General features: G+C 60.5%; 24 protein-coding genes and 1 tRNA gene. 10 read left to right on the top strand and 15 right to left on the bottom strand.

Features of this window, described 5'->3' with window-relative positions:
* Positions 1-26 precede the first annotated feature (26 nt).
* The gene (locus PRI8871_RS08380) at positions 27-680 is read right to left on the bottom strand and encodes a peroxiredoxin (RefSeq protein WP_108885722.1); all 654 of its coding nucleotides are present in this window, start codon (positions 678-680) and stop codon (positions 27-29) included.
* A gap of 156 nt (positions 681-836) precedes the next feature.
* On the opposite strand from PRI8871_RS08380, the gene PRI8871_RS08375 reads away from it, so the two are divergent.
* The gene (locus tag PRI8871_RS08375) at positions 837-2282 is read left to right on the top strand and encodes an aldehyde dehydrogenase family protein (protein ID WP_108885721.1); all 1446 of its coding nucleotides are present in this window, start codon (positions 837-839) and stop codon (positions 2280-2282) included.
* A gap of 37 nt (positions 2283-2319) precedes the next feature.
* Here PRI8871_RS08375 and PRI8871_RS08370 read toward each other — a convergent pair whose 3' ends face one another.
* The 5 genes from PRI8871_RS08370 to PRI8871_RS08350 all read right to left on the bottom strand — a co-directional run bounded on the left by PRI8871_RS08370 (position 2320) and on the right by PRI8871_RS08350 (position 6042).
* Entirely contained in the window at positions 2320-2793 is a 474-nt protein-coding gene (locus PRI8871_RS08370) for a PaaI family thioesterase (protein ID WP_108885720.1), read from the bottom strand.
* A 226-nt stretch (positions 2794-3019) separates the two neighbouring features.
* A complete protein-coding gene (locus PRI8871_RS08365; protein WP_108885719.1) occupies positions 3020-3664 on the bottom strand; it encodes an RluA family pseudouridine synthase in 645 nt (214 codons plus the stop codon).
* Positions 3665-3704: 40 nt separating this feature from the next.
* Positions 3705-4328 carry a LysE family translocator gene (locus PRI8871_RS08360; RefSeq protein ID WP_108885718.1) on the bottom strand — a complete coding sequence of 208 codons (624 nt, stop codon included), beginning with the start codon at positions 4326-4328 and terminating at the stop codon, positions 3705-3707.
* 12 nt (positions 4329-4340) lie between these two features.
* Positions 4341-4799, bottom strand: coding sequence for a free L-methionine (R)-S-oxide reductase MsrC (gene msrC / locus PRI8871_RS08355; RefSeq protein WP_108885717.1), 459 nt, complete (start codon positions 4797-4799; stop codon positions 4341-4343).
* A 70-nt stretch (positions 4800-4869) separates the two neighbouring features.
* On the bottom strand, positions 4870-6042 hold the full coding sequence (locus tag PRI8871_RS08350; protein WP_108885716.1) for an acetyl-CoA C-acyltransferase: 1173 nt from the start codon (positions 6040-6042) through the stop codon (positions 4870-4872).
* Positions 6043-6133: 91 nt separating this feature from the next.
* Between PRI8871_RS08350 and PRI8871_RS08345 the strand changes: the two genes are divergently transcribed.
* The 3 genes from PRI8871_RS08345 (at position 6134) to PRI8871_RS08335 (ending at position 8813) form a co-directional block, all read left to right on the top strand.
* Entirely contained in the window at positions 6134-6472 is a 339-nt protein-coding gene (locus PRI8871_RS08345; protein ID WP_108885715.1) for an STAS domain-containing protein, read from the top strand.
* A 72-nt stretch (positions 6473-6544) separates the two neighbouring features.
* Positions 6545-6952, top strand: a complete 408-nt coding sequence (locus tag PRI8871_RS08340) for an ATP-binding protein (RefSeq protein WP_219929011.1) — start codon at positions 6545-6547, stop codon at positions 6950-6952.
* A 283-nt stretch (positions 6953-7235) separates the two neighbouring features.
* Positions 7236-8813 (top strand): gamma-glutamyltransferase family protein, encoded by a 1578-nt coding sequence (locus PRI8871_RS08335; RefSeq protein WP_108885713.1) that lies wholly within the window; start codon positions 7236-7238, stop codon positions 8811-8813.
* Positions 8814-8874: 61 nt separating this feature from the next.
* Here the strand turns inward: PRI8871_RS08335 and hspQ are convergent, their stop codons facing one another.
* Positions 8875-9201, bottom strand: coding sequence for a heat shock protein HspQ (gene hspQ, locus PRI8871_RS08330; protein WP_108885913.1), 327 nt, complete (start codon positions 9199-9201; stop codon positions 8875-8877).
* Between the two features lie 248 nt (positions 9202-9449).
* Here hspQ and PRI8871_RS08325 point away from each other — a divergent pair, with 248 nt between their 5' ends.
* A complete protein-coding gene (locus tag PRI8871_RS08325; protein ID WP_108885712.1) occupies positions 9450-10040 on the top strand; it encodes a transglycosylase SLT domain-containing protein in 591 nt (196 codons plus the stop codon).
* A 46-nt stretch (positions 10041-10086) separates the two neighbouring features.
* Here the strand turns inward: PRI8871_RS08325 and PRI8871_RS08320 are convergent, their stop codons facing one another.
* The 4 genes from PRI8871_RS08320 to PRI8871_RS08305 form a co-directional block, all read right to left on the bottom strand.
* Complete coding sequence (locus tag PRI8871_RS08320; RefSeq protein ID WP_108885711.1) at positions 10087-10674, bottom strand: LolA family protein; 588 nt, start codon at positions 10672-10674, stop codon at positions 10087-10089.
* A 115-nt stretch (positions 10675-10789) separates the two neighbouring features.
* Positions 10790-13834: a DNA translocase FtsK gene (locus tag PRI8871_RS08315; RefSeq protein ID WP_108885710.1), complete on the bottom strand. Its 3045-nt coding sequence runs from the start codon at positions 13832-13834 to the stop codon at positions 10790-10792.
* Positions 13835-13846: 12 nt separating this feature from the next.
* Positions 13847-15031, bottom strand: a complete 1185-nt coding sequence (locus tag PRI8871_RS08310) for an aminotransferase class I/II-fold pyridoxal phosphate-dependent enzyme (protein WP_108885709.1) — start codon at positions 15029-15031, stop codon at positions 13847-13849.
* A 147-nt stretch (positions 15032-15178) separates the two neighbouring features.
* Positions 15179-16510 carry an amidase gene (locus PRI8871_RS08305; protein ID WP_108885708.1) on the bottom strand — a complete coding sequence of 444 codons (1332 nt, stop codon included), beginning with the start codon at positions 16508-16510 and terminating at the stop codon, positions 15179-15181.
* 47 nt (positions 16511-16557) lie between these two features.
* Between PRI8871_RS08305 and PRI8871_RS08300 the strand changes: the two genes are divergently transcribed.
* Positions 16558-17811 (top strand): FAD-dependent monooxygenase, encoded by a 1254-nt coding sequence (locus tag PRI8871_RS08300; protein ID WP_108885707.1) that lies wholly within the window; start codon positions 16558-16560, stop codon positions 17809-17811.
* A 3-nt stretch (positions 17812-17814) separates the two neighbouring features.
* Here the strand turns inward: PRI8871_RS08300 and PRI8871_RS08295 are convergent, their stop codons facing one another.
* Positions 17815-18267 (bottom strand): Lrp/AsnC family transcriptional regulator, encoded by a 453-nt coding sequence (locus tag PRI8871_RS08295; protein WP_108885706.1) that lies wholly within the window; start codon positions 18265-18267, stop codon positions 17815-17817.
* A 72-nt stretch (positions 18268-18339) separates the two neighbouring features.
* Between PRI8871_RS08295 and PRI8871_RS08290 the strand changes: the two genes are divergently transcribed.
* Entirely contained in the window at positions 18340-18936 is a 597-nt protein-coding gene (locus PRI8871_RS08290) for a LysE family translocator (RefSeq protein ID WP_108885705.1), read from the top strand.
* Here the strand turns inward: PRI8871_RS08290 and PRI8871_RS08285 are convergent.
* Positions 18925-19398 (bottom strand): AraC family transcriptional regulator, encoded by a 474-nt coding sequence (locus tag PRI8871_RS08285; protein ID WP_108885704.1) that lies wholly within the window; start codon positions 19396-19398, stop codon positions 18925-18927. The two genes, PRI8871_RS08290 and PRI8871_RS08285, sit on opposite strands and share 12 nt — an antisense overlap.
* Positions 19399-19565: 167 nt before the next feature.
* On the opposite strand from PRI8871_RS08285, the gene PRI8871_RS08280 reads away from it, so the two are divergent.
* Positions 19566-20528: an acetyl-CoA carboxylase carboxyltransferase subunit alpha gene (locus PRI8871_RS08280; protein WP_108885703.1), complete on the top strand. Its 963-nt coding sequence runs from the start codon at positions 19566-19568 to the stop codon at positions 20526-20528.
* Here PRI8871_RS08280 and PRI8871_RS08275 read toward each other — a convergent pair.
* Positions 20517-21182 carry a GntR family transcriptional regulator gene (locus PRI8871_RS08275; protein WP_108885702.1) on the bottom strand — a complete coding sequence of 222 codons (666 nt, stop codon included), beginning with the start codon at positions 21180-21182 and terminating at the stop codon, positions 20517-20519. The genes PRI8871_RS08280 and PRI8871_RS08275 overlap by 12 nt on opposite strands.
* Positions 21183-21213: 31 nt before the next feature.
* Positions 21214-21906 carry a M48 family metallopeptidase gene (locus PRI8871_RS08270; RefSeq protein WP_108885701.1) on the bottom strand — a complete coding sequence of 231 codons (693 nt, stop codon included), beginning with the start codon at positions 21904-21906 and terminating at the stop codon, positions 21214-21216.
* A 106-nt stretch (positions 21907-22012) separates the two neighbouring features.
* On the opposite strand from PRI8871_RS08270, the gene PRI8871_RS08265 reads away from it, so the two are divergent.
* Together PRI8871_RS08265 and PRI8871_RS08260 are read left to right on the top strand one after the other, a co-directional pair.
* Positions 22013-22339, top strand: a complete 327-nt coding sequence (locus PRI8871_RS08265; protein WP_108885700.1) for a TIGR02300 family protein — start codon at positions 22013-22015, stop codon at positions 22337-22339.
* Positions 22340-22415: 76 nt separating this feature from the next.
* Positions 22416-22491: transfer RNA gene (locus PRI8871_RS08260), tRNA-Ala, on the top strand.
* Positions 22492-22889: the final 398 nt, after the last annotated feature.

The raw sequence follows: 22889 nt of genomic DNA, 5'->3' as shown, positions 1-22889 counted from the left end.
CGTTTCCAAGGTCCAAGGGCTACCACTTAGGCCGGGTTTTTGGCAAAGCGCAGGTAGGGCAGTTTCTTGTCCAGATCGCCGTATTTTTCAGACGCCGCCGCATCATCCAGCGACAGCGCAACGATCACGTCCTGACCGGTCTGCCAGTTCGCCGGTGTGGCCAGCGGCTGACCAAAGGTGCGCTGCAAACCGTCCAGCGCGCGCAGCACTTCGGCAAAGTTGCGGCCCACCGACATCGGATAGGTCATGGTCAGCTGCAGTTTCTTGTTCGGCGCAACGATGAACACCGACCGCACAGTCGCGGTGTCTGCCGGGGTACGGCCATCGGGCAGATAAGCCTCAGCGGGCAGCATGTCGAAAGCTTTGGCCACGGCCAGATCGGTGTCGGCGATGATCGGGAAGCCAGCGGGCTGACCGGCGAAGGATTCGATATCGCCCTTCCACTTCTTGTGGTCCTCGGCGCTATCAACGGAAATGCCCATCACCTTTGTGCCGCGCTTTTCCCATTCTGCCGCCAATTGTGCCACGGCGCCGAATTCGGTCGTGCAGACCGGCGTAAAGTCTTTGGGGTGCGAAAACAGAATCGCCCAGCTATCGCCGATCCAATCATGCAGCGACAGGGTGCCGTGATCGGTCTCAACGGTCAGATTCGGGATGGTGTCATTGATGCGCAGGCCCATGGGTTCCTCCTTTTAGGGTATTGCAGGTCACCATGCGACGTAGGGTCGTGATGACTCGTTTCCAAGCCCATCTTGCACGTTCCGCAGCCGAGTGACAGAGTGCCCTTAAACCCCGACCGTGTGGTCGGGTTTTTCCAGACAGCTGGGAGGCTAGCCATGATTGAGAAACGTCAATTCTATATCAACGGCGCTTGGGTCGATCCGATCGACGGGCGCGACCATCAGGTCATCAACCCCTCCACCGAGGAACCCTGCGCGGTGATTTCGCTTGGCGGGCAAGCGGATACCGACGCCGCCGTCGCCGCCGCCAAGGCCGCGTTTCCTGCGTGGATGATGACGCCAGTCGAAGAGCGTATCGCTCTGGTCGAAAAACTGGCCGCAATCTACAAAACCCGCGCCGAGGAAATGGCGCAGGCGATGAGCCTTGAGATGGGCGCACCGATTGACCTGTCGCGCAGTTCGCAATGGGGCGCAGGCTATTACCACATCAAAAACTTCCTGACCGCCGCGAAAACCTTCACGTTCGAACGCCCCCTTGGCGATCACGCGCCGAACGATCTGATCCGGTTTGAAGGTGTCGGCGTCTGCGCCCTGATCACCCCGTGGAACTGGCCGATGAACCAGGTGACGCTCAAGGTGATCGCAGCGGCCATCGCGGGCTGCACGATGATTCTGAAACCGTCCGAAGAAAGCCCCCTGAACGCCATCCTCTTCGCTGAAATGATGGATGAGGCCGGCTTCCCCAAAGGCGTGTTCAACCTGGTCAACGGCGACGGCGTGGGCGTCGGCTCGCAGCTGTCCAGCCACAAAGACGTGGACATGGTCAGCTTCACCGGCTCGACCCGCGCGGGCAAGCTGATTTCAAAGGCGGCTGCCGACACGCTGAAAAAGGTCCACCTTGAACTGGGCGGCAAAGGCGCGAACCTGATCTTCGCAGACGCCGATGAAAAAGCCGTCAAGCGCGGCGTTCTGCACATGATGCAGAACTCGGGCCAGTCCTGTAACGCGCCCAGCCGCATGATGGTTGAGGCCTCGATCTACGATCAGGCCGTTGATGCCGCCGCCGAAGCCGCCGCCAAAGTCACCGTTGGCCCCGCCTCGGAAGAAGGTCGCCACATCGGGCCGGTGGTCAATGAAACCCAGTGGAACAAGATCCAGGATCTGATCCAGAAGGGCATCGACGAAGGCGCGCGTCTGGTCGCCGGCGGCGTGGGCCGCCCCGAGGGCCTGAACAAAGGCTTCTATGTCCGTCCCACCGTCTTTGCCGACGTGACCCCGGATATGACCATCGCAAACGAAGAAATCTTTGGCCCGGTCCTGTCGATCATGAAGTTCGACACCGAAGAACAGGCAATCGCCATCGCCAACGATACGCCCTACGGCCTGACGAACTACGTCCAATCCGCAGACGGCGCCCGCCGCAACCGACTGGCCCGCGTTCTGCGCTCCGGCATGGTTGAGATGAACGGCGTGCCGCGCGGCGCTGGCTCGCCCTTCGGCGGGATGAAGCAATCGGGCAATGGCCGCGAAGGCGGCGTGTTTGGCCTCGAAGACTTCCTCGAAGTCAAAGCCATTTCTGCCTGGTCGCCCGAAGACGCATAAACAAATCGCCCCGGTCCACACGGGCCGGGGCACCCCATTACATGTCGAACACAAGGCAGGTCGAGGTGCCGAAGGCCACCACCCTGCCTTTCTGGTCATAGATCTTGGCCTCAGATGTGGCCACCCGGCTCCCCATCGTAATCAGCACCCCTTCGGCGCGCATGTCCTCACCACGCGGGGCGGCCCGTGTCATGTTCACCTTGGTCTCAATCGTTGTATAGGCCTTGCCCGCGGGCAGCGCTGAATGCACCGCACAGCCGCAGGCGCTGTCGATCAAGGTCATGGCAAAACCACCATGCACCTGCCCCATCGGATTGATGAACCACTCCGGTGCGCGGGTCGTCCACACAACCCGCCCTTCCGACACCTCGGTCATCGCCATCGGGATCTGCGCCGACAGCGGTGGCGGCAGCATCTCGCCCGCCATCATCGCCTGAAACACCTCAAGCCCGGTCATCTTGGCCACCCGGCCAAAATCCAAAACGCTTACCTGCTCTGCCACCTCAACCACGGCACGTCCTCCTTATTTGTTCCGACCACCAAACAAAGGAACGGAGGGACAGAAAACAAAAACGCCACGTCAGCGGCAGAACACAGCCCCCCTGCTTCTTCTCTTTGACAAATACGCGGGGTGAATGGGGCCGAAGGCCCCAGAGGGGCAACGCCCCTAGCCGCTTGGCCGCAAGGCCAAGCTCCCAAAGAGCGGCGCGACAGCGGCGCACCGCTGGATTACCAAATCAGAACGGCGCTTTGGCGCGGAAACTCATGCCCAAACCGCCATCCGGGTGACGCAAGCGCAATTCCTCAGAATGCAGCATCATACGGGGGAAATCGGCATGGTCTTCCGAATATAGCGGATCGCCCAGGATCGGATGCCCAAGCGCCAGCATATGTACACGCAGCTGATGGCTCCGCCCGGTCTTGGGCATCAAGCGCACACGGCTTTCCACGTCCGAGGTTTTGACCACCTTGTAATCGGTCACTGCTTGCTTGCCATTGTCGTGGTCCACCATCTGGCGCGGCCGGTTCGGCCAATCCACGATCAACGGCAGATCAATCGTGCCGGATTTCGGCTCCAACCGCCCATGCACCCGCGCCACATAGACCTTGCGGGTCTGGCGTTTTTCAAACTGCAAACCAAGGTGCCGCTGCGCATGGGGCGTCAGACCAAAGACCATAACGCCCGAGGTATCGCGGTCCAACCGATGCACCAACAGCGCCTGCGGAAAGGCCTCCTGCACCCGCGCGATCAGGCAATCGGCCAGATGTTCGCCTTTGCCCGGCACGGACAGCAAACCGTCAGGTTTGTTGACCACCAGAATCTCATGATCGGCGTGCAGGATCTCTAGCGGATCGTTTGGCGGGGCATAGTCAGAACTCATGGCTCACGCTCATGTCAAATGCCGCGCCAAGAGGCAAGCCTCAGCCACGGCCCGGCAGTGCGCTTGCCCCCAGCAGCACGCCATAGACCACAAAGCAAAGCGCCAGCACCCGGCGCACGATCAGGTTGCCAACCGCCCCAAGCGCCAACCGGCCAAGAAAGGCCCCAAGTGCAGTATAGCCGCAATAGCTTAGCGCAGTAATCGTCAGCGCGGTCGGCACGATGGCCGACATCTGCGCCATGATCGGCACATCGGGTTGCACGAATTGCGAAAAGGCCGCCAGATACCCCGCCACGGATTTCGGGTTGATCGTGGCCACCATAAAGGCCCGCCCGTAGATCGACCGCCCATTGGCCGGGCTGGCCCCGGCAAGCGGTTTGCGGGCCGCGATCCAGTTGCGAATGCCGGTGAAAATCAGAAACCCGGCCCCGACGATCTTGGCAATCAGAAACCCCGTGGGCGAGGCCGCAATCAGCGCGGTGATCCCAGCGGCCGACAGCACAAGAAACAACAGCGCCTGCGTCAGAATCCCCAGAACGCCCCAAAGCGACCGAAAGAACCCAAAGGTCATGCCGTTTTGAATGCAGTTCACCGCATTCGGCCCCGGCGAGGTGACAAACAGCACCCAGAACAGGGCAAAAACGGTCCAAGCCTCAAAGCTCATGCGCGGCGGTCCTTAGCGGGCATGGGCAAAGACCTCATTCAGAATGGCGGTCAATGCCTCGGCATCCCTTTCCGTGAAGGCATCAGGCTGATTGCTATCAATGTCGAACACACCAAGCAGTGTGCCGTCGCCACTCACCACCGGCAGAACCAGTTCTGACCGGGTCGAAGAAGAACAGGCGATATGGCCGGGGAAGGCCTCAACATCCCCAACCAATTGCACGCGCTTCTGCGTGGCGCAGGCCCCGCAGACCCCCTTGGAAAACGGAATGACCAAGCACCCGTGCCCGCCCTGATAGGGCCCGATCTTCAGCACCTCAGGCGCCGTGACACGGTAAAACCCGGTCCAGTCAAACCGGTCGTCACTGTGATGCACTTCGCAGGCGACGGTGGCCATCAGGGCAACCGTGTCGGTCTCACCATGGGTCAGGGCGCGAATGGTGTTCGCCAGTTCGGAATAGTCAGTCGTCACGCGAAAATGCCTTTGTTGCGGGCGCGATGATGCCGCGCCCGTCTGGTGCTATGGGCCTGACCGTTGGGCGTCAAGGCCGCTCAATCGCGATGGCCGTGCCTTCGCCGCCGCCGATACAGATCGCAGCCACCCCGCGCTTCAGCCCCCGCTTTTCCAGCGCGTTCAGCAAAGTCACGATGATCCGCGCACCCGACGCCCCGATGGGATGCCCCAAGGCGCAGGCTCCGCCGTTCACGTTGACGATGTCACGCGGCAGGCCCATTTCATGCATGAAGGCCATGGGCACAACGGCAAAGGCCTCATTCACCTCCCACAGATCGACATCGGACACCGACCAGCCAATCCGGTCCAGCAAGTTGCGCGCCGCAGGCACCGGGGCCGTCGGGAACATCGCCGGAGCATGGGCAAAGCTGGCATGACCAAGGATGCGGGCGCGCGGTGCCTGGCCCGCCGCCTCTGCTGCCTCGGCCGTGGTCAGAACCAAGGCCGCCGCCCCGTCCGAGATGGAGGACGAATTGGCGGGCGTCACCGTGCCATCACGGCGGAAAGCCGGTTTCAGGGTTGGGATCTTTTCAGGCCGTGCATTGCCGGGCTGTTCATCCTCACTCACCACGGTATCACCGCGGCGGCTGGACACGGTAACCGGCACGATCTCCTGATCAAAAGCCCCGGATTTCTGCGCCTCAAGCGCGTTCGACAGGGACCGCAGCGCGTATTCGTCTTGGGCTTCGCGGGTAAACTGGAAAGCCTCGGCGCAATCTTCGGCAAAGGTGCCCATCAGGCGGCCTTTGTCATAGGCGTCCTCAAGCCCATCAAGGAACATGTGGTCGATCACCTGACCATGACCAATCCGCGCCCCGCCCCGCATCTTCGGAAGCAAATACGGCGCGTTGGTCATGCTTTCCATCCCGCCCGCGATCATCGTGGTGCAATGACCAAGCGCGATCTGGTCAAAGGCCAGCATCGCCGCCTTCATGCCGGATCCGCACATCTTGTTCAGCGTGGTTGCAGGCACCGCATCCGAAAGCCCGCCCGCGAACCCGGCCTGACGCGCCGGGGCCTGGCCCTGACCTGCGGGCAAAACGCAGCCCATCAGCACTTCGTCGATCTGCGGGCTTCCTGCCTGCGCAACGGCGTTCTTGATGGCCGCACCGCCCAAGTCAGCGGCCGACGCCTCGCTAAAGACGCCCTGAAACCCACCCATAGCCGTGCGCGACGCGCCGGTGATGACGACCTGATGCATTTTTTCCTCCCACAGAAAACTCAGGCCAGTCTTACCGAATGGTAAGGTTTGGCGTCTAGCGTCCGGTGGGCAACAATTAGGGAAAATAACAATGAACCTTACGTCCCGTCGTGTCGGTCTGACCAATGTCATCGCGGTGAACACTCAGCGAATCGATGCCTCGGTCGCCATTCAGTTCAAGGACCAGATGCGCGAAATCACCCGCAGTGGCCATGGCCGGTTTGTATTGGACCTGTCCCCGGTCACGTTCATCGATTCAAGCGGCCTTGGCGCCGTGGTCGGTGCCATGAAACAATTGGATGCCCAGCAAACGCTGGAACTTGCTGGAATGAACGACGCCGTGCGCAAGGTCTTCGAACTGACGCGCATGAATTCTGTGTTCACCATTCACCCTGATCTGGACATTGCCCTACAGTCCCGCGCCGGCTGACGCATCAGGGCAGAGCAGGCAATGCCTAGGCACATTCACACGCGGCATCGGTACGAAATACCGCTGTTGAACATGACCTTCCTGTCGCATCCCGCCAAAGTGACCAAAGTGATGGCGCATATCTCGGCCATCGCGAAACGGCACAGGTTTGGCGGCGACCTGACATCGAACCTACAGATCGCCTCGGCAGAGGCGATCAACAATATTTCCGAACATGGGTATCGCGGCTCTGAACTGGGCCGCATCGGGTTGTCCGTGGCCCGCACCCCCCGGCACATCAACGTCTACCTGCAAGATTTCGGGCGACCCATGCCTGCGGGGCTTTTGCAGAACGTGATGCTGCCCGGATTTGGTGAAAATGGCGGTGACCTGCCGGAAGGTGGATTCGGCCTATACCTGATTCAGACCGTCACATCGGCATTTCAGTATCGCCGAAGGGCTGCCAGCAACGAATGGACCCTGTCATTTCGACGATACTAATTTTCCTTTTGCCCAAAACTGGAACTTTTTTAACATATTTTCATACAGTTACGCACCTTCCCGCCAAAAATTCATGGTGCCGCAAACATGCCCCATTGAGTCCGTAATCCCGCCTGAAACAAACAGCATACATGTACCTGTAGCTGCATATGGCTTCCCTCGGCGTCACACCTTTAACAGCCCCCACCCAGTGTGTGACGCCGAGGTACTACTCTCCTTCGACATCGTTAGATTGACGGCCCGGCTTGGCGGAATATTCTCTGCCAAAACAGGAGGAGCCCCCTTGAGAGATTTCCAATTCCCCGGCCGATCACCCGTTCTGGCCGAAAACGGCATGTGTGCGACCTCGCACCCTTTGGCCGCATCCGCCGCAATCGACGTTTTGAAATCCGGGGGCAATGCCATGGACGCGGCGATCGCCGGGGCTGTCCTGCTTGGCGTATGTGAACCGCAAATGACCGGAATCGGCGGCGATTGCTTTGCGCTTATCTCGCATGCGGGAACCGAAGACGTGATTGGCATGAACGGATCGGGCCGCGCCCCGGCTGCTGCCACCGCTGACATGCTGCGCGCCCAAGGCCATAGCACAGTGCCGATTCTGTCGCCCCACGCCGTTACGATTCCCGGCGCGGTCGATGCCTTTTGCACCATGTCGGACCGTTGGGGTCGCCTTGGGATCGCCGATAGCCTTGCCCCGGCCATCCGCTATTTCGATGAAGGTGTTCCCGTCGCACCGCGCGTCGCCTTTGACTGGGCCGGGTCGACCGAACAGCTGCAAGGCCATGCGCGTGATTGGTATCTGAACAGTGGCGCAGCCTATCGCACGGGCGAGAAATTCGCGCTGACCGGTCAGGCCGAAGTGCTGCGCCGGATCGCCAAAGACGGGCGCAGCGCGTTCTACGAAGGCGAAGTGGCTGAAGATATGCTGGCCACGCTGAACGCCCTTGGCGGTGTTCACAGCGCAGAAGATTTCGCAGGCACCGCTTGTACCCAAACCATCCCAATCAGTGGCACCTATGGCAACCGCGAGGTGATGGAGCATCCGCCAAACGGCCAAGGCGCGACCGCGCTGCTGATTCTGAACATCCTGTCGCGGTTCGATCTGAAAGGCATGGACCCGTTCGGGGCCGAACGCGCGCATATTGAGGCTGAGGCGACCAAGCTGGCCTATGACGCCCGCAACCGGATCATCGCCGACCCTGATGAAAACGTGCGCGTGGCGCATATGTTGTCGCAAGAAACCGCCGATGCCTTGGCCGCACTGATCAATCCGAAGGCCGCGATGGGCGATCCCGCGCCGCTAACCGAATCGGTTCACAAGGAAACGATCTACATCACGGTCGTCGATAAGGACCGGATGGCGGTGTCGCTGATCTATTCAATCTTCCACAGTTTCGGCTCTGGCATCGCGTCGGAAAAGTTCGGCATTCTGTTCCAGAACCGCGGCGCGGGCTTCCGGTTGGAGCCGGGTCACCCGAACGAATTGGCTGGCGGGAAACGCCCCATGCACACGATCATTCCGGGCATGATGCGTGAAGGCGGGCGGGTGATTATGCCCTTTGGTGTGATGGGCGGTCAGTACCAACCGAACGGCCATGCGCGCCTGATCTCGAACATCGAAACCTACGGCATGGACCCGCAAGCCGCCATCGATGGCGCCCGCAGTTTTGCCGAAAATGGTGTGCTAAAGGTCGAGCGTGGATACCGCCCCGAGGTCGCAGCAGAACTTGCCAGCCTTGGCCACAAAGTGGTGGAGGCCGAGGGCCCAATCGGCGGCGCGCAGGCGATTTTCCTGCATGAATCCGGTGTGTTGGAAGGGGCATCAGACCCGCGCAAAGATGGTTGCGCGCTAGGCTACTGATGTGAAACAACGTGCCCCGTCCGGCGGATCAGCCGCCGGGCGGGCATTGCGCAAACTGCGTTTAGTTCATGTGGAAGTGTAGCGAATAGCTGCCGTCTTCGAAATCATCGAAAAGATCCGGCACGTCGGGATGTGCCACAGGCTCGCCCGAATAGTCGGCGATCAGGTTCTGTTCAGACACATAGGCGACGTAATAGCTTTGATCGTTTTCCGCCAGCAGGTGGTAAAACGGCTGGTGCTTGGTCGGGCGGCTTTCCTCAGGGATGGCCTGATACCATTCCTCGGTGTTGTTGAATTCTGGATCAACGTCAAACACGACTCCCCGGAACGGGTGCTTCCGGTGGCGAACGACCTGACCCAGGTTGTACTTGGCGCGGTGTGCTTGCATCATGGTATTGGCCTCATTCTCTGTGGCCAAATTTAGACCCTTTCTGGGCGGCTTGTCCAACTTTCGAACGAATTTCGCCAGAAACAGACTGTGGCGCAGACTAGTACAGTCGATACATCGGGATTGTATCATTTTAGAGTCCAATCGGCGGAATGCCGTGCGTCAAAATCATGGCGGCCGAAAGTGATTTGCCATCGCGGCAGCATCCGTTACACTGCAAAAAAACAGAAAAACATAGCGAGAGGCAGATGAGCAGAACTCTTCGCATTTTGATGATCTTGCTGCTGGTGGCATCCTGCGGCGGGGGACGGAACACCGCGCCGCGCGGTTTGGATGACGCTTGTTCGATCTTGCAACAGCGTCCGACGTTTATCCGTGCCTTCCGCGCGGCCGAACGCCGTTACGGCGTGCCGGTCCATGTTCAGATGGCGACGATCTATCAAGAGAGCAAATTCATCGCGAATGCACGCACGCCGCTGCGGTTCAAGCTGGGCGTCATTCCGGTTGGGCGTCAAAGCTCGGCTTATGGGTATTCGCAGGCACTGGATGGCACCTGGGATGAATATCGCCACATCACCGGCAAGCGCGGCGCGCAGCGCGATGACATTCGCGACGCGACCGATTTCATGGGGTGGTACATGGCCAAGTCCACGGAAGAGCTGGGAATTTCTCTGCATGACGCGCGGTCGCAGTATCTGGCCTATCACGAAGGCCGCACCGGGTTTTCCCGCGGCACCTATCGCGCCAAAAGCTGGCTGATGCGTGTGGCGGATGAGGTCGGCGAACGGTCGCGCGTATATCAGGCGCAGTTGGCATCGTGCCGGGCGGCACGCCGCTGATCGGATAGGGCGGCGCGGTTTCTAAGCCGCGCCAGCCCGCTAGACCTTACTTCAATTTCTGCGCTTCGATGTCGAACAGACGGTTCGGCAGGTCGCCCCCTGTTTCGAGCGCCCCAAGGATCACCGTCGTCGCCCCGCCTGTGTCATCTTTGACGACCCATTGGCGCAGCTCGGTCGGGTCGGCGGTAAAGATCAAATCAATACTGCCATATTCACGATTCTCCGGGTCTTGGGCCGTGACAGTGGTCGTTGTCCCGTCCGAGGCAACGCCTGTCACCATATCGGCCTGTCCCAAATTGATCGTTTTTGCCAAAATAATGCTCAGCGGTGTGCGACTTAACGGATAGGTGTCCGGCTGTCCGCCCAGCTTGGTGTCAAAGATCGCCACCGCCCCGGCCTGCGCCAAAACCAGCGCGGCATCCGGCGGATTGTATTCAAACCGAACCTTACCCGGACGCTTGATATAGAGCGTGCCCGTGCTGATCGTGCCATCGGCATTGATCTGGGTGAACGGGCTTTGGGCGTTGGTGAATGAGTTTAGGTAATCCGAAATCTGGCCAAGCGATAGCTGATCGGCCAGCGCGGGGATTGTCAGACTGGCCCATAGGACCGGTGCGAGTAGCAGTTTTTTCATAAACCTCACCTATGACAAAAAGGCGGGGATACAACCCCGCCCCTTGGCCTGTTTATGTCACGGGTGCCTCGCGCAAGCGATAGCATGCCGATGATATTGGATAACCGGGCCTGGCTTATTGCTCGGGCACCAGAATTTCGCGTTTGCCGACGTGGTTCGCTGCGGACACAACGCCCTGATCTTCCATCTGTTCCACCAGACGCGCAGCCTTGTTGTAGCCAATCGCCAATTTGCGCTGAATGTAGGATGTCGAACACTTGCGGTCCTTCAGGACAATCGCAACGGCCTGATCATACAGCGCATCCTCGCCATCGGTGTTGCCGCCAAGGCCAAGCACCGCGTCGATGGAGGCTTCTTTTTCTTCGTCCGGGCCATCGACCACGCCGCCGACATATTCGGGCGGGCCGAATGCCTTGAGGTGGTTGACGATTTCCTCAACCTCTTCGTCGGACACGAACGGACCGTGGCAGCGGGTGATTTTCGCACCGCCCGCCATGTACAGCATATCGCCCATACCAAGCAGTTGTTCGGCACCCATTTCACCCAGGATGGTGCGGCTGTCGATTTTCGAGGTCACCTGAAACGAAATCCGGGTCGGGAAGTTGGCCTTGATCGTACCGGTGATCACATCCACCGACGGGCGCTGCGTGGCCATGATCAAGTGAATGCCCGAGGCCCGCGCCATCTGCGCAAGGCGCTGAATGCAGGCTTCGATTTCCTTGCCCGCAACCATCATCAGGTCGGCCATTTCGTCGACGATCACGACGATATAGGGCATCTTCTTCGGCTCGAATTCTTCGGTCTCAAAGATCGGATCGCCGGTTTCTTCATCAAAGCCCGTCTGAACCGTGCGGCTGAACATTTCGCCACGGCCAAGCGCATCTTCGACGCGGCTGTTGTAGCCGTCGATGTTGCGGACGCCCATCTTGGACATCTTGCGATAGCGTTCTTCCATCTCGGCCACGACCCATTTCAGGGCCACCACGGCCTTTTTGGGATCGGTCACAACCGGCGACAGAAGGTGCGGAATGCCGTCATAAACCGACAGTTCCAGCATTTTGGGGTCGATCATAATCAGGCGGCAATCATCCGGCGTCAGCTTATACAGCAGCGACAGAATCATGGTGTTGATCGCCACCGACTTACCCGAACCAGTCGTACCGGCGATCAGCAGGTGGGGCATCTTGGCCAGGTTGGCAATGACCGCTTCGCCGCCGATATCCTTGCCCAAGGCCAAGGGCAGCTTGTGCTTGCCGTCGCCATAGTCACGTGCACCAAGGATTTCGCGCAAAGCCACCATTTCGCGGTTGGCGTTCGGCAGTTCAATACCGATGACGCTGCGCCCCGGAACGGTGCTGACACGGGCCGACAGGGCCGACATGCTGCGGGCGATATCATCGGCCAGACCGATCACGCGGCTGGCCTTCAAACCCGGTGCAGGTTCCAATTCGTACATGGTGACAACGGGGCCGGGACGAACCGAGACGATTTCACCCTTTACGCCGTAATCGTCCAGAACCGCCTCAAGCATGCGGGCGTTTTCTTCCAGCGCCTCTTCGCTCAGGTGGTGGCGTTCGATCTGGGCGGGGTCCATCAGCAGGGCCAGCGGCGGCAGATCATATTCCGACGCGGGCTCTTCGAACCGCAGTTGCGGCTGCGCTTCGGCCTGTGCACGACGCGAAAGTTGCGTCGGCTTACGAACGGGCGTCTGGACAACTTTCTTCGGCTTGGCGGGCTCTACCGCGATGCGGGCGGCAGGGGCGGCGTAGTCGTAATCGTCGTAGTCGTCGTCCTCGTCATCATCAAAGGCGATGACGGAATCATCCATTTGGTCATCGTCATCGGCCCGCGCGTATTCATCGATTTGGCCGAAATCATCATCGTCCACATGGGTGAAATTGGTCACCGCCGGGGCCGCGGCCATTTCGGGAACGGGCGGCAGGGTGCTGGGCGCTGCAACGGCCGGGGCCGCAACCATCGGCTGGGCACTTGGGGCACGCAGCGGCGGTTCGGATCGGACGCTATGCGCCGGATGCGGTTCTTCGACATACATCGGGGCAGCGGCGCTTTTGACGGCGGGCGCGGGCACATTGACCATCGGCGCGGTGCGCACGCGCGATTTCACCGCATCGGCGATCTTGGCGCGAATCCGGTCATCGGCAGGCGCTTCGGCTACGGGGGCCAAAGGCTGCGGGCTATACAGCTCCGGTTCGGGCAGCGGCTGGGCCTGAGGCGCACGCTTCACCAGCTTCGGCATACGGGCCAGAAAACCACCTTTGGGCGCGGCCTCGGGCATGTCCGGTTCGGGCGCAGGGTCAGCAAAGGCCAGATCGGTTTCATATTCCGGCTGCGCAGCGCGTTGCACCAGCGGTTGACTGCGGGCCGGTGCAGCAGGCACTTGGCCCATCATCTCGGCCTCAAAGGCGGCGGTTTCTTCGGCCTGACGGCGCGCGGCATCTCGGCGTTCAGCCTGACGCGACTGCATGGCCTGTGCGGCATGCACGGCACCCGAGGCACCACGCCCCAGCAGTGCCATGAAGGTGGCATAAACCATGATCACACCCACCACGAGGAAGCGGGCGATCAACGTCAATTCGCTACGGGTAAAGCCAAGGATAAAGGCGCCAAACCCGACAATCACAAACCCCAGAACAAGCGAGATCAGGTTCAGGCTGGTTTCCGGGCTGAAGGGCGACAGGTTGATCAGGCTACCCATCATCATATCGCCAAACAGACCACCCAGACCAAAGCTGTGCGGCCAGCCGCCCGGCACCGGAAGGCCCGCACCGTAAATGGCGGCCAGCGCGATCCAGATCGGTGCAAAGACAAGGCTTCCAGCGGCGCGTTCATCGCCCCGGTGCAGTGTAAAGCGCAGGCCCCAAGCCAACAGGATAACCGCAAGGCCCCAGCTTCCCATGCCGACAATCATGAACAGCGGCGCGGCAATCGAGGCCCCCAGATGACCCATCCAGTTCTGAACCGGCGCGTCGGTGGACGACAGCCAGCTGGGATCTTCGGGCGAATAGGAATAGATCATGGCCGAAACCATCAGGCCCAGGGCGATCAGCCCCAACCCCAGCAACTCTTTCCCGCGTTTCTCGATGGCTGCTTGCATGTTGCTATCGAAAAGAGGGTCCCTGCCCCGTGCCTGATATGCCATTTTCGCCTCGTCCTATCCGTACAAGCAATCACGCAGCTTGATAAGCGCGTCTTGCGTCTCGTTTATTGGGGCCACCATAGCGACCCGGATATAGCCCGTGCCGGGGTTCCCGGCCGAGGTATCGCGCGACAGATACGCGCCGGGCAGAACCCGCACGCCTGTCTGTGTCCATAGTTTCATTGCGGCCGCTTCACCGTCTTCGACGGGCAACCACAGGAAAAACCCAGCCGCAGGCGACAGATAGCCCGGCAGCCCGGCAAAGATCTGATCCGCCGCCGCATATTTTTCGCGGTAAAGGTCGCGGCTGGCGGTCACGTGGTCTTCGTCCGACCAAACCCGCGCCGACACGCGGTCAATCGGCAGGGGCAGCGGCGCACCGGAGTAGGACCGCAACTGCTTGATATACCGGAGCGTTTCCGGCCCGCCCGCGACAAACCCCGACCGAAGGCCCGGCAGATTGGACCGCTTGGACAGCGAATGGAAAATCACCACACGCTCTGGGTCCGCACCAATCTCGCGGGCGACTTGCAAGGCCCCAACGGGCGGCGTGTCGCGGTAAATCTCGGAATAGCATTCATCGGCCAGAACGCGGAAATCGTGCTTTTCCGCCAGACGGATCAGGTTTGCCCAGTAGTCCCGGCTGGCAATCGCGCCCTGCGGGTTGGCGGGCGAACAGATGTACACCATCGCCGTCTGGTCCAGCACGTCCTTCGCGACCGCGCTGAAATCAGGCAAGTGCCCGGTTTCGGCGGTAGCATTGACAAAAACAGGCCGCGCACCGGCGGTCATCGTGCCGATCATATAGACCTGATAGAACGGGTTCGGCATCAGGATGTTGGGCTGTTTGCCGTTCTTGGTTTCCGGGCAAAGCGCCATCGCGGCGTTGTACAGCCCTTCGCGCGTGCCGTTCAGCGCCATAATCTGCGTGCCAGGATCGACCTGCACGCCATAGCGCCGTTCAAGCCATGCTGCGATGGCGGCCAGCAATTCGGGCGAGCCGTCGTTCGGCGGGTATTTCCCAAATTCAGCAGAGGCTTCGGCAATCTCATCGCGCACCCATGACGGGAATGCGTGCTTGGGCTCTCCGATCGTCATGTGAACGATCGGGCCGCCGGGCTCATGCGAGTCAAGCAGCGCGCGCAGACGCGGGAATGCGTATAGCGGTAGGTTCGAAAACCGCTCAGGATAGTTTGCCATGTCGCCTCAAGGTTCGGGGTCGTTTTTCGCCCCGTTTCCCCCGAGGATACGCGCAGCCATCCACTTCGTCCAGAAAAACGGACGCCATTGCCGCATCTGTGGCCAGAATGCCGCAACTGTGTTTTTCTTATGAATTCTGAACGCTTATTAGCGCAACGCCCGCTCTACCGAGGTCGCCACGCGCAGCAGCCGCGACTCGCCCATTGCGGGGCCGATCAACTGCAAGCCGCAGCTTGGAACACCCGTTGGCAGGGTGATCGCACAGCCGCCCGTCAGGTTGCCGATGCGAGTATTGCGAAGCGTCAGAAGGTTTTCGGTGACGTAATAGTCACCCTGCTCCATCAGCTTGTCCACTTGCGGCGGCAGGTTCGGCGCAGTCGGCGTCAGCACCGCATCAAAGCCCGCGACCCGTGCCGCCCAGGTTGCGCGCATCCGCTCCAGCCGGATCCAAGCCGCCACATAGTCACTGGCCTTGAACGCGCCGCCCGCCCGGAACCGTTCAAGGATCGGCGGGAACAGCAAGTCGGGCGCGTTTTCGATGGTGTCAGACCAAATCCCCCATGCCTCACTCGTATAGAGCAGCGCGGCATCGGCCATTGGCCCTTCAACCTCGGGGGCGTCAATATAGGTGATCTGAGCGCCTGCACGCTCCAACCGTTCGATTGCCGAGGCAAAGGCGGCATTCGGCGCATCGCGCAGATCGTCAAGCGCGATGGTTTTCAGCACGGCAAACCGCAGCTGTGATGCATCGGGTGCACCGGCCAAATCGGCGGCTTTTCCACCCTCAAGCGCCGCCAGCAGCAGTGCGGCATCCTCAACCGTGCGCGTCAGGGGGCCAATGGTGTCAAACTTGGTGGCCAGCGGCACGGTGCCCGTCAGTGGCACCCGCCCAGCAGTGGTTTTCAAGCCCACCAGATCGTTCCAGCCCGCCGGAATGCGCACCGAACCGCCCGTATCAGAGCCAATGCCCGCCGCAGCCAGCCTAAACGCCACCGAGGTCGCCGCGCCAGACGATGATCCGCCAGCCACCGCACCGGCATCGTTCACACAAGGCGGCGTTGCGGTGACCGGGTTCAGGCCCAGCCCGGAAAAGGCCAGTTCAGACATATGCGTCTTGCCCAAACACACCAGACCCATGGCGGTCGCATTGCGCAGAACCTCGGCATCGGCATCCGGCACGCGGCCCTTAAGCAAGGCCGACCCGGCTTCGGTCGCGCATCCCGCCGTATCGAACAGGTCTTTCCAGCTGATCGGCACACCGTCCAAGGGCGACCGACGCAGTCCCAGCTTGGCCCGTTCCGCCGCGGCGGCGGCTTCGGCACGGGCGCGGGTTTCGGTCAGGCGGGCGTAGATTCGCGGCGCGACTTCGGCCCCGGCAATGGCCTCAAGGAAGGATTCGGTCAAATCACGCGGGTCGGTGTCCCCGGCTTCGATCCCACGCCCCAGCTCTGCTGCGCTTTTCCCAGTCCAATCGGCCATGCCATCCTCCGCTGACGATTTTTTGCAGGGTAGCGGCAGCGCAGCGCATGGACAATGCCGGGCAGAGCACCATAGTTCAGCCCATGACCAAACGCTATGATATCGCCATTGTCGGCGGCGGCCTGAACGGTCCCGCGCTTGCCCTTGCGGTGGCCCGTGCGGGCCTCAGCAGCATTGTGATTGACGCCCTGCCCGAACCGGTTCGCAGCGGGGCCGAATTTGACGGGCGCGGCTATGCGCTGGCGCTATCATCCAAGCGGATGCTGGCCGCCTTGGGCCTTTGGGGCGATCTGGCCGAACACGCGCAAGCGATGCATGAGATCAAAGTGACAGACGGGCGCGTGGGCGACAGCCGCGTGTTTCTGGGCCTGCACTTCGATTCGGCGGAAATCGAAGAAGGCCCCATGGGCTTTATGCTGGAAGATCGGTTCCTGCGTCGCCGGTTGCTGCAAGCGATGAGCGATGCAGACCTGATCGACCATCTGAGCGGTCAGACAGTTGTCGCGCAGGATGTCACCCCAGAAGGCGCAACGCTGACCTTGGCCAATGGCGACACGATTGCCGCCCGCCTGATTGTTGGCGCGGATGGCCGTTCGTCTGGCACCGCCGCCCGCGCAGGCATTCGGCGCACCGGATGGGATTACGGCCAGACCGCGCTGGTCTGCGCCATTTCGCACGAATTGCCGCACAACGGCGTGGCGCATCAGTTCTTTATGCCGCCCGGCCCGTTGGCCATTCTGCCGCTGCCCGGCAACCAAAGCTCGATCGTCTGGAGCGAGCGGACCGCGACGGCACAACAAATCAACGCCCTGCCCGATGATGCCTACATGGACGTGCTGCGCCCGCGCTTTGGCGATTTTCTGGGCAAGATCGAACTGGCGGGCAAGCGTTTCACCTATCCGCTGAACCTGACGCTGGCCAATAGCTTTGTTGGCGACCGTTTGGCGCTGGTGGGCGATGCGGCGCATGGGATGCACCCGATTGCGGGTCAGGGCCTGAACGCCGGTCTGCGCGATGTGGCCGCGCTGGCGCATGTCATCACGCATGCCCAGCGGCGCGGCGAAGATTTCACCCTGCCACAAGTTCTGGCTCGGTACGAACAATGGCGGCGGTTTGATACCGCCACACTGGCCACCGCGACAGACCTGTTCAACCGCCTGTTTTCCAACGACAACCCCTTGCTGCGGCTTGGCCGTGACATCGGCATGGGGCTGGTCAACGCGGTTCCGTCCCTGCGGCGCGGGGCGCTACGCGAAGCCGCGGGGATCACGGGCGATCTGCCGGACCTGATGCGCGCCTAGACCCTAGGCACGTTCATCCTTGGGCGAGCCCATGACAACGTATGACGTGATGGAATGCACCTGCGGAAGCGTGCCCAGCACTTCGGTATGGAACACCTTGTACGCGGCCAGATCCGCCGCCTCGATCCGTAGCAGATATTCTACGGTGCCCGTCACGTTATGGCATTCGCGCACCTCAGGACTGCGCGAGATCGCCTTTTCAAACGCGTGCTGCGAGTCGCGGGTGTGCAGGTTCAGCCCGACCATCACATAGACCACAAAGCCCGCGCCGACCTGATCGGGGTTCAACACCGCGCGATAGCCCTTGATAACCCCCGATTTTTCAAGCGCCGCCACCCGGCGCAAGCAAGCCGAGGGCGACAGCCCAACCCGGTCCGCCAAGGCCAGATTGCTTTGCCGACCATCGCGGGTTAGCTCACGCAATATCTTGCGGTCAATTTCGTCAATTTCAGACATTTATTGCATCCAGATGCGCAAATTGGTGAAATTCGCAATTTCATGCAGCGAACTTAGCGCAATATTGTCCAAATGACACTCGATCTTCTTCTCGCCCTTCTGACCTTCTCTGCTGTGACCGTGTTTTCGCCCGGCCCGAACAACCTGATGCTGATGGCATCAGGCGCCAACTATGGGCTGCGCCGGTCCTTCCCGCATATGCTTGGCATCATTCTTGGCTTTCCGGCGATGATTATGCTGGTCGGTCTGGGGGTGATGCAACTGTTTGAAATCTGGCCACCCCTGCAAACCGTGCTGAAGGTCGCCTCGATCCTGTACATGGTCTATCTGGCGTGGAAGATCGCCCAATCCGGTGCCCCGAAAGAGGGCAAAGCCGTTGGCAAGCCTCTGACCTTCCTGCAATCGGCGGCCTTTCAATGGGTAAACCCCAAAGGCTGGGCCATGGCGCTCGGGGCGATTTCGCTTTATGCCCATGGGCGCGAAGTGGCCGCAGTGGCCCTGATCGCCTTCGCCTATGTCCTGACCGGCAGCGCATCGACCACCACTTGGGTGGTGATCGGCGAAAACGTCGGGCGGCTATTGGCCAACCCGGTTCGTCTACGCTTGTTCAACTGGACCATGGCCGCGCTTCTGATCGCGTCGATGATTCCGGTGCTGCTAGGGCTTTGAGCTAAGCGGCGCGTAGATCTCGGTGATCAACTGATCTTCGGGCGTGTCACTGGGCGAGTTGGGATAAATCTCAAACGAAGGCCCATAACTTGGCGTTTCGCCGTTCTGCGCCATCCACGTGCCGTACAAGTCGCCGTAGGCTTGGCTGATCCCACTGTAAGGCCCGGTATAGACCATCTTGGCATAGCGCCCGCCCGCCACATAACCATCTGTCATGCCTTCAGGAACGGCAACGCCAGGATCGACAAAAATCCCTGCCAGACTGCGCAGTTTTTCGGGTGCGACCTGTGTCATATCGTCGAAATAGGTCGCCATAACCGCCTTGGCCTGCGGCCAAAGATTGTGCGCAGTGACCGCATCCAAGGCTTTAACAAAGGTCGAACTGATCGTCGGATAGGGGCCGGTGTGAATCAAACCCAAATAGCGCTGCTCTGGAAGCTCGCAAATGGAAACAGGATGCATGACAAAACCTCTGATCAAAATTCGCCATCAGTTGAAGTCAGATCGCAAGTGTCGGTCAATGGGAAACCCACCGGGAATTTCGCATCAAGCGCCGCCCGTGCATCAAGCTTTGTTGCATCCGGGCCAAACCCACGCCATATACGCCACAACGTTAAGAGAGCGACGCGATGACACATTACCTCGACTTCGAAAAACCCTTGGCTGAAATTGAAGGCAAGGCAGAAGAACTGCGCACAATGGCGCGGACCAACGAGGATATGGATATCGAGGCCGAAGCAAAGGCGCTGGACACCAAGGCCGACGCCATGCTGATCGACCTTTACAAAAAGCTGACGCCGTGGCGCAAATGTCAGGTGGCCCGCCACCCCGAACGCCCGCATTGTAAAAACTACATCGATGCGCTGTTCACCGAATACACACCGCTGGCCGGGGATCGGAACTTTGCCGATGACCACGCCGTGATGGGCGGCATTGCTCGGTTCCACGACAAACCGGTTGTGGTGATCGGCCATGAAAAGGGCAACGACACCCAAAGCCGCATCACCCATAACTTCGGCATGGCGCGCCCCGAAGGCTATCGCAAGGCGATCCGCCTGATGGATCTGGCCGACCGGTTCCGCCTGCCCGTAATCACGCTGGTCGACACGCCCGGTGCCTACCCCGGCAAAGGCGCCGAGGAACGTGGCCAGTCCGAAGCGATTGCCCGTTCGACCGAAAAATGCCTGCAAATCGGCGTGCCGCTGATTTCTGTGGTGATCGGCGAAGGTGGATCTGGCGGCGCTGTGGCTTTTGCCACCGCGAACCGTGTCGCGATGCTGGAACATTCGGTCTATTCGGTCATTTCGCCCGAGGGCTGCGCGTCGATCCTGTGGAAAGACGCCGAGAAGATGCGTGAAGCCGCCGAGGCCCTGCGCCTGACCGCGCAAGATCTGCATTCGCTGGGTGTGATCGACCGGATCATTCCCGAACCGTCGGGCGGTGCGCATCGACACGCCAAACAGGCGATTGCCGAGGTGGGCAAAACCATTCAGGCGCTGCTGGCTGGCCTTTCCGACAAATCGCCCGAAGCGTTGATCCGCGACCGTCGCAAGAAATTCATGTCGATGGGCAAGCGCGGCCTAGAGATCTAAGCCCAAGCTGCTGAGGTGGCGCAGCCCCTGCGTCACGTCCGACCGCACTGCAAGCCGCAGGCCGGGCTCATCCCCGGCCTTTAGCGCGGCGATGATCAGGCGGTGGAACTTTGGCGGCTCGTTCCCGCGCAACCGGCTGTACATCGCCCGCATGGTCGGTCCCAATTGCAGCCAGACGGTTTCCGCCATGGCCAACATCGCCGGGGCCTGCGCCCGCAGGTATAGCGTGCGGTGAAAATCCAGATTGTAGCGGATATAGCCAACCGCATCTTGGTTGGCGACGGCATCGCCGATCACGCTATTGATGGACTGAAGGCGATCAATCAACGCCATATGCGCCCGTGGCAGGGCGCGGCTGGCCAGTTCTACCTCAATCAGCGACCGCAGCGCGGCCAATTCTTCGAGCCGGTCTGAGCTAAGCTCTGGCGTGGACACGCGGCCCGAACTGGACAGGGTCAACGCCCCTTCGGCCACCAGACGGCGCACCGCTTCACGCGCGGGGGTCATCGACACGTCGAATTCCTTGCCGATCCCGCGCAGGGTCAAGGCCTGACCGGGGCGGATTTCACCAAACATGATACGGCTGCGCAGACCGCGATAGACGCGATCATGGGCAGAAGAGGCGGAATCCGCAGGGCGTTGAGTCGCTAGCATAGGGCGAATGTGATCACAAACCTGCGGGCCGTCAATTGCCGAAGCGATACCGATGCAAATCAGCGCCGTTTTCGTGCAGCCACCCGCGCGCATCCTTCCATGGCCCGTAAAGATCGGTGACCACATCCCAGAAGCGCTGCGAATGGTTCATCTCGGCCAGATGGGCGACCTCATGCGCCGCCACATAGCGAAGCACCCAAGCCGGGGCCAAGACCAAACGCCACGAATACATCAGCTTGCCATCAGCGCTACACGACCCCCAGCGGGACCGCGTATCGCGCAGCGTCAGGCGTGTGTAAGGGCGCCCCAGCTTGGCGGCATAGTGGTCAGAGGCTTCGGCCAGCCGGTCACGGGCACGTTGCTTGAGGTAGGCCTCAAGCCGTTTGGCCACCTGATCGGCTGCCCCCGGCACCGCCAGCGCATCGCCCGTATCGACCACGCGCCGCCCCTGCCCCGCAACGACCGGCACCATGCGCCCTTCCAAAGGAACCGCCTCGCCGATGCCGACCTGACGGACTGCGCCCTGTGCCTGAAGGTGATCGCGCAGCCATTGTTCCTTTTCGCGGGCGAACTCCAACCCCTCATCCAGCGGCAATCGCTGCGGCAATGTCAGCGTCACACGCCCGTCCAGCTGCGATAGCCGCAGACTGATCCGACGCGCCCGCGCCGACCGACGCACAACAAGTGCGATCGGAGGGTTGCCCGGAAGCTCTAACTCGCCCATATACAGTGCCTCTTTGCTGCCATTCCGCCAAATGCTTTGACACATCCGTCATGATATGGCAGGTGGCCTCGATCGTCGACAAGACAACAGAAAAAGGGAATTACCCATGCCCAAAGAAGAATGGGGCACAAAACGCGTTTGCCCGACGACCGGCAAGCGGTTTTATGACCTGAACCGCAACCCGATCGTCAGCCCGTACACCGGCGAGGTGGTCGAGTTCGAATCGCAGAAAGCGCGCATGATTGCCGCCGACGCCGAAGACGCGGTGACCGCAAAAGCCAAAGCCAAAGCATCGAACATCGATGATGACGATGTGTTGGATGATGACGTTGATGTCGATCTGGGCGATGATGTTCTGGAAGACGATGACGATGACGAAAACGTGTCGCTTGACGACATCGCCGACGTCGCTTCGGAAGACGACGACGTCTGATCCGAAAAAAGTTTGCGAGGCGGGGTTTTTCGACTTGATCCCGCCCGCGCAGTTGCTTAAACGCACGACACGGTTCGGGGCCATAGCTCAGTTGGGAGAGCGCTTGCATGGCATGCAAGAGGTCAGGGGTTCGACTCCCCTTGGCTCCACCAAATCTCCAATAGATTTGATCGGTATATGACAGCGTAATCGCTGGCTAGATTGTTGCCATCGCACATGAAACATGGTTCTTTGAGCCCAGTAGTTTTCGTGTACGTGATTTCCGTGCTGTTTGCGCGGCGCCCGATTTTCGGGCAGGATCGTCTTTTTTGCAAAAATCAGAAACCAATGCGGCAAGTGTCACTTGGCCGTTGCAAAAAGGGATTTTGGATTGTGTTTGGAAACATCCTTTCATTCCTATGCGTTACGCCATTCTCCGCGTTTTCGCATTCTACGCAGCCCATCGGCAAGAATTCCAATGCCGATGGCCCGATCCGCCCAATCAAGAAAATCGAAAAATTCCAATCCTTGAAATAAATCAAGCCAATCGGCTTGCCTCTTTGCCCCCTCC

It is taken from the genome of Pseudoprimorskyibacter insulae, from assembly GCF_900302505.1.
Taxonomy (GTDB): Bacteria; Pseudomonadota; Alphaproteobacteria; order Rhodobacterales; family Rhodobacteraceae; genus Pseudoprimorskyibacter; species Pseudoprimorskyibacter insulae.
Note: the sequence above shows the minus strand (reverse complement) of the source record. Positions and strands in the feature narration are given on the sequence as shown.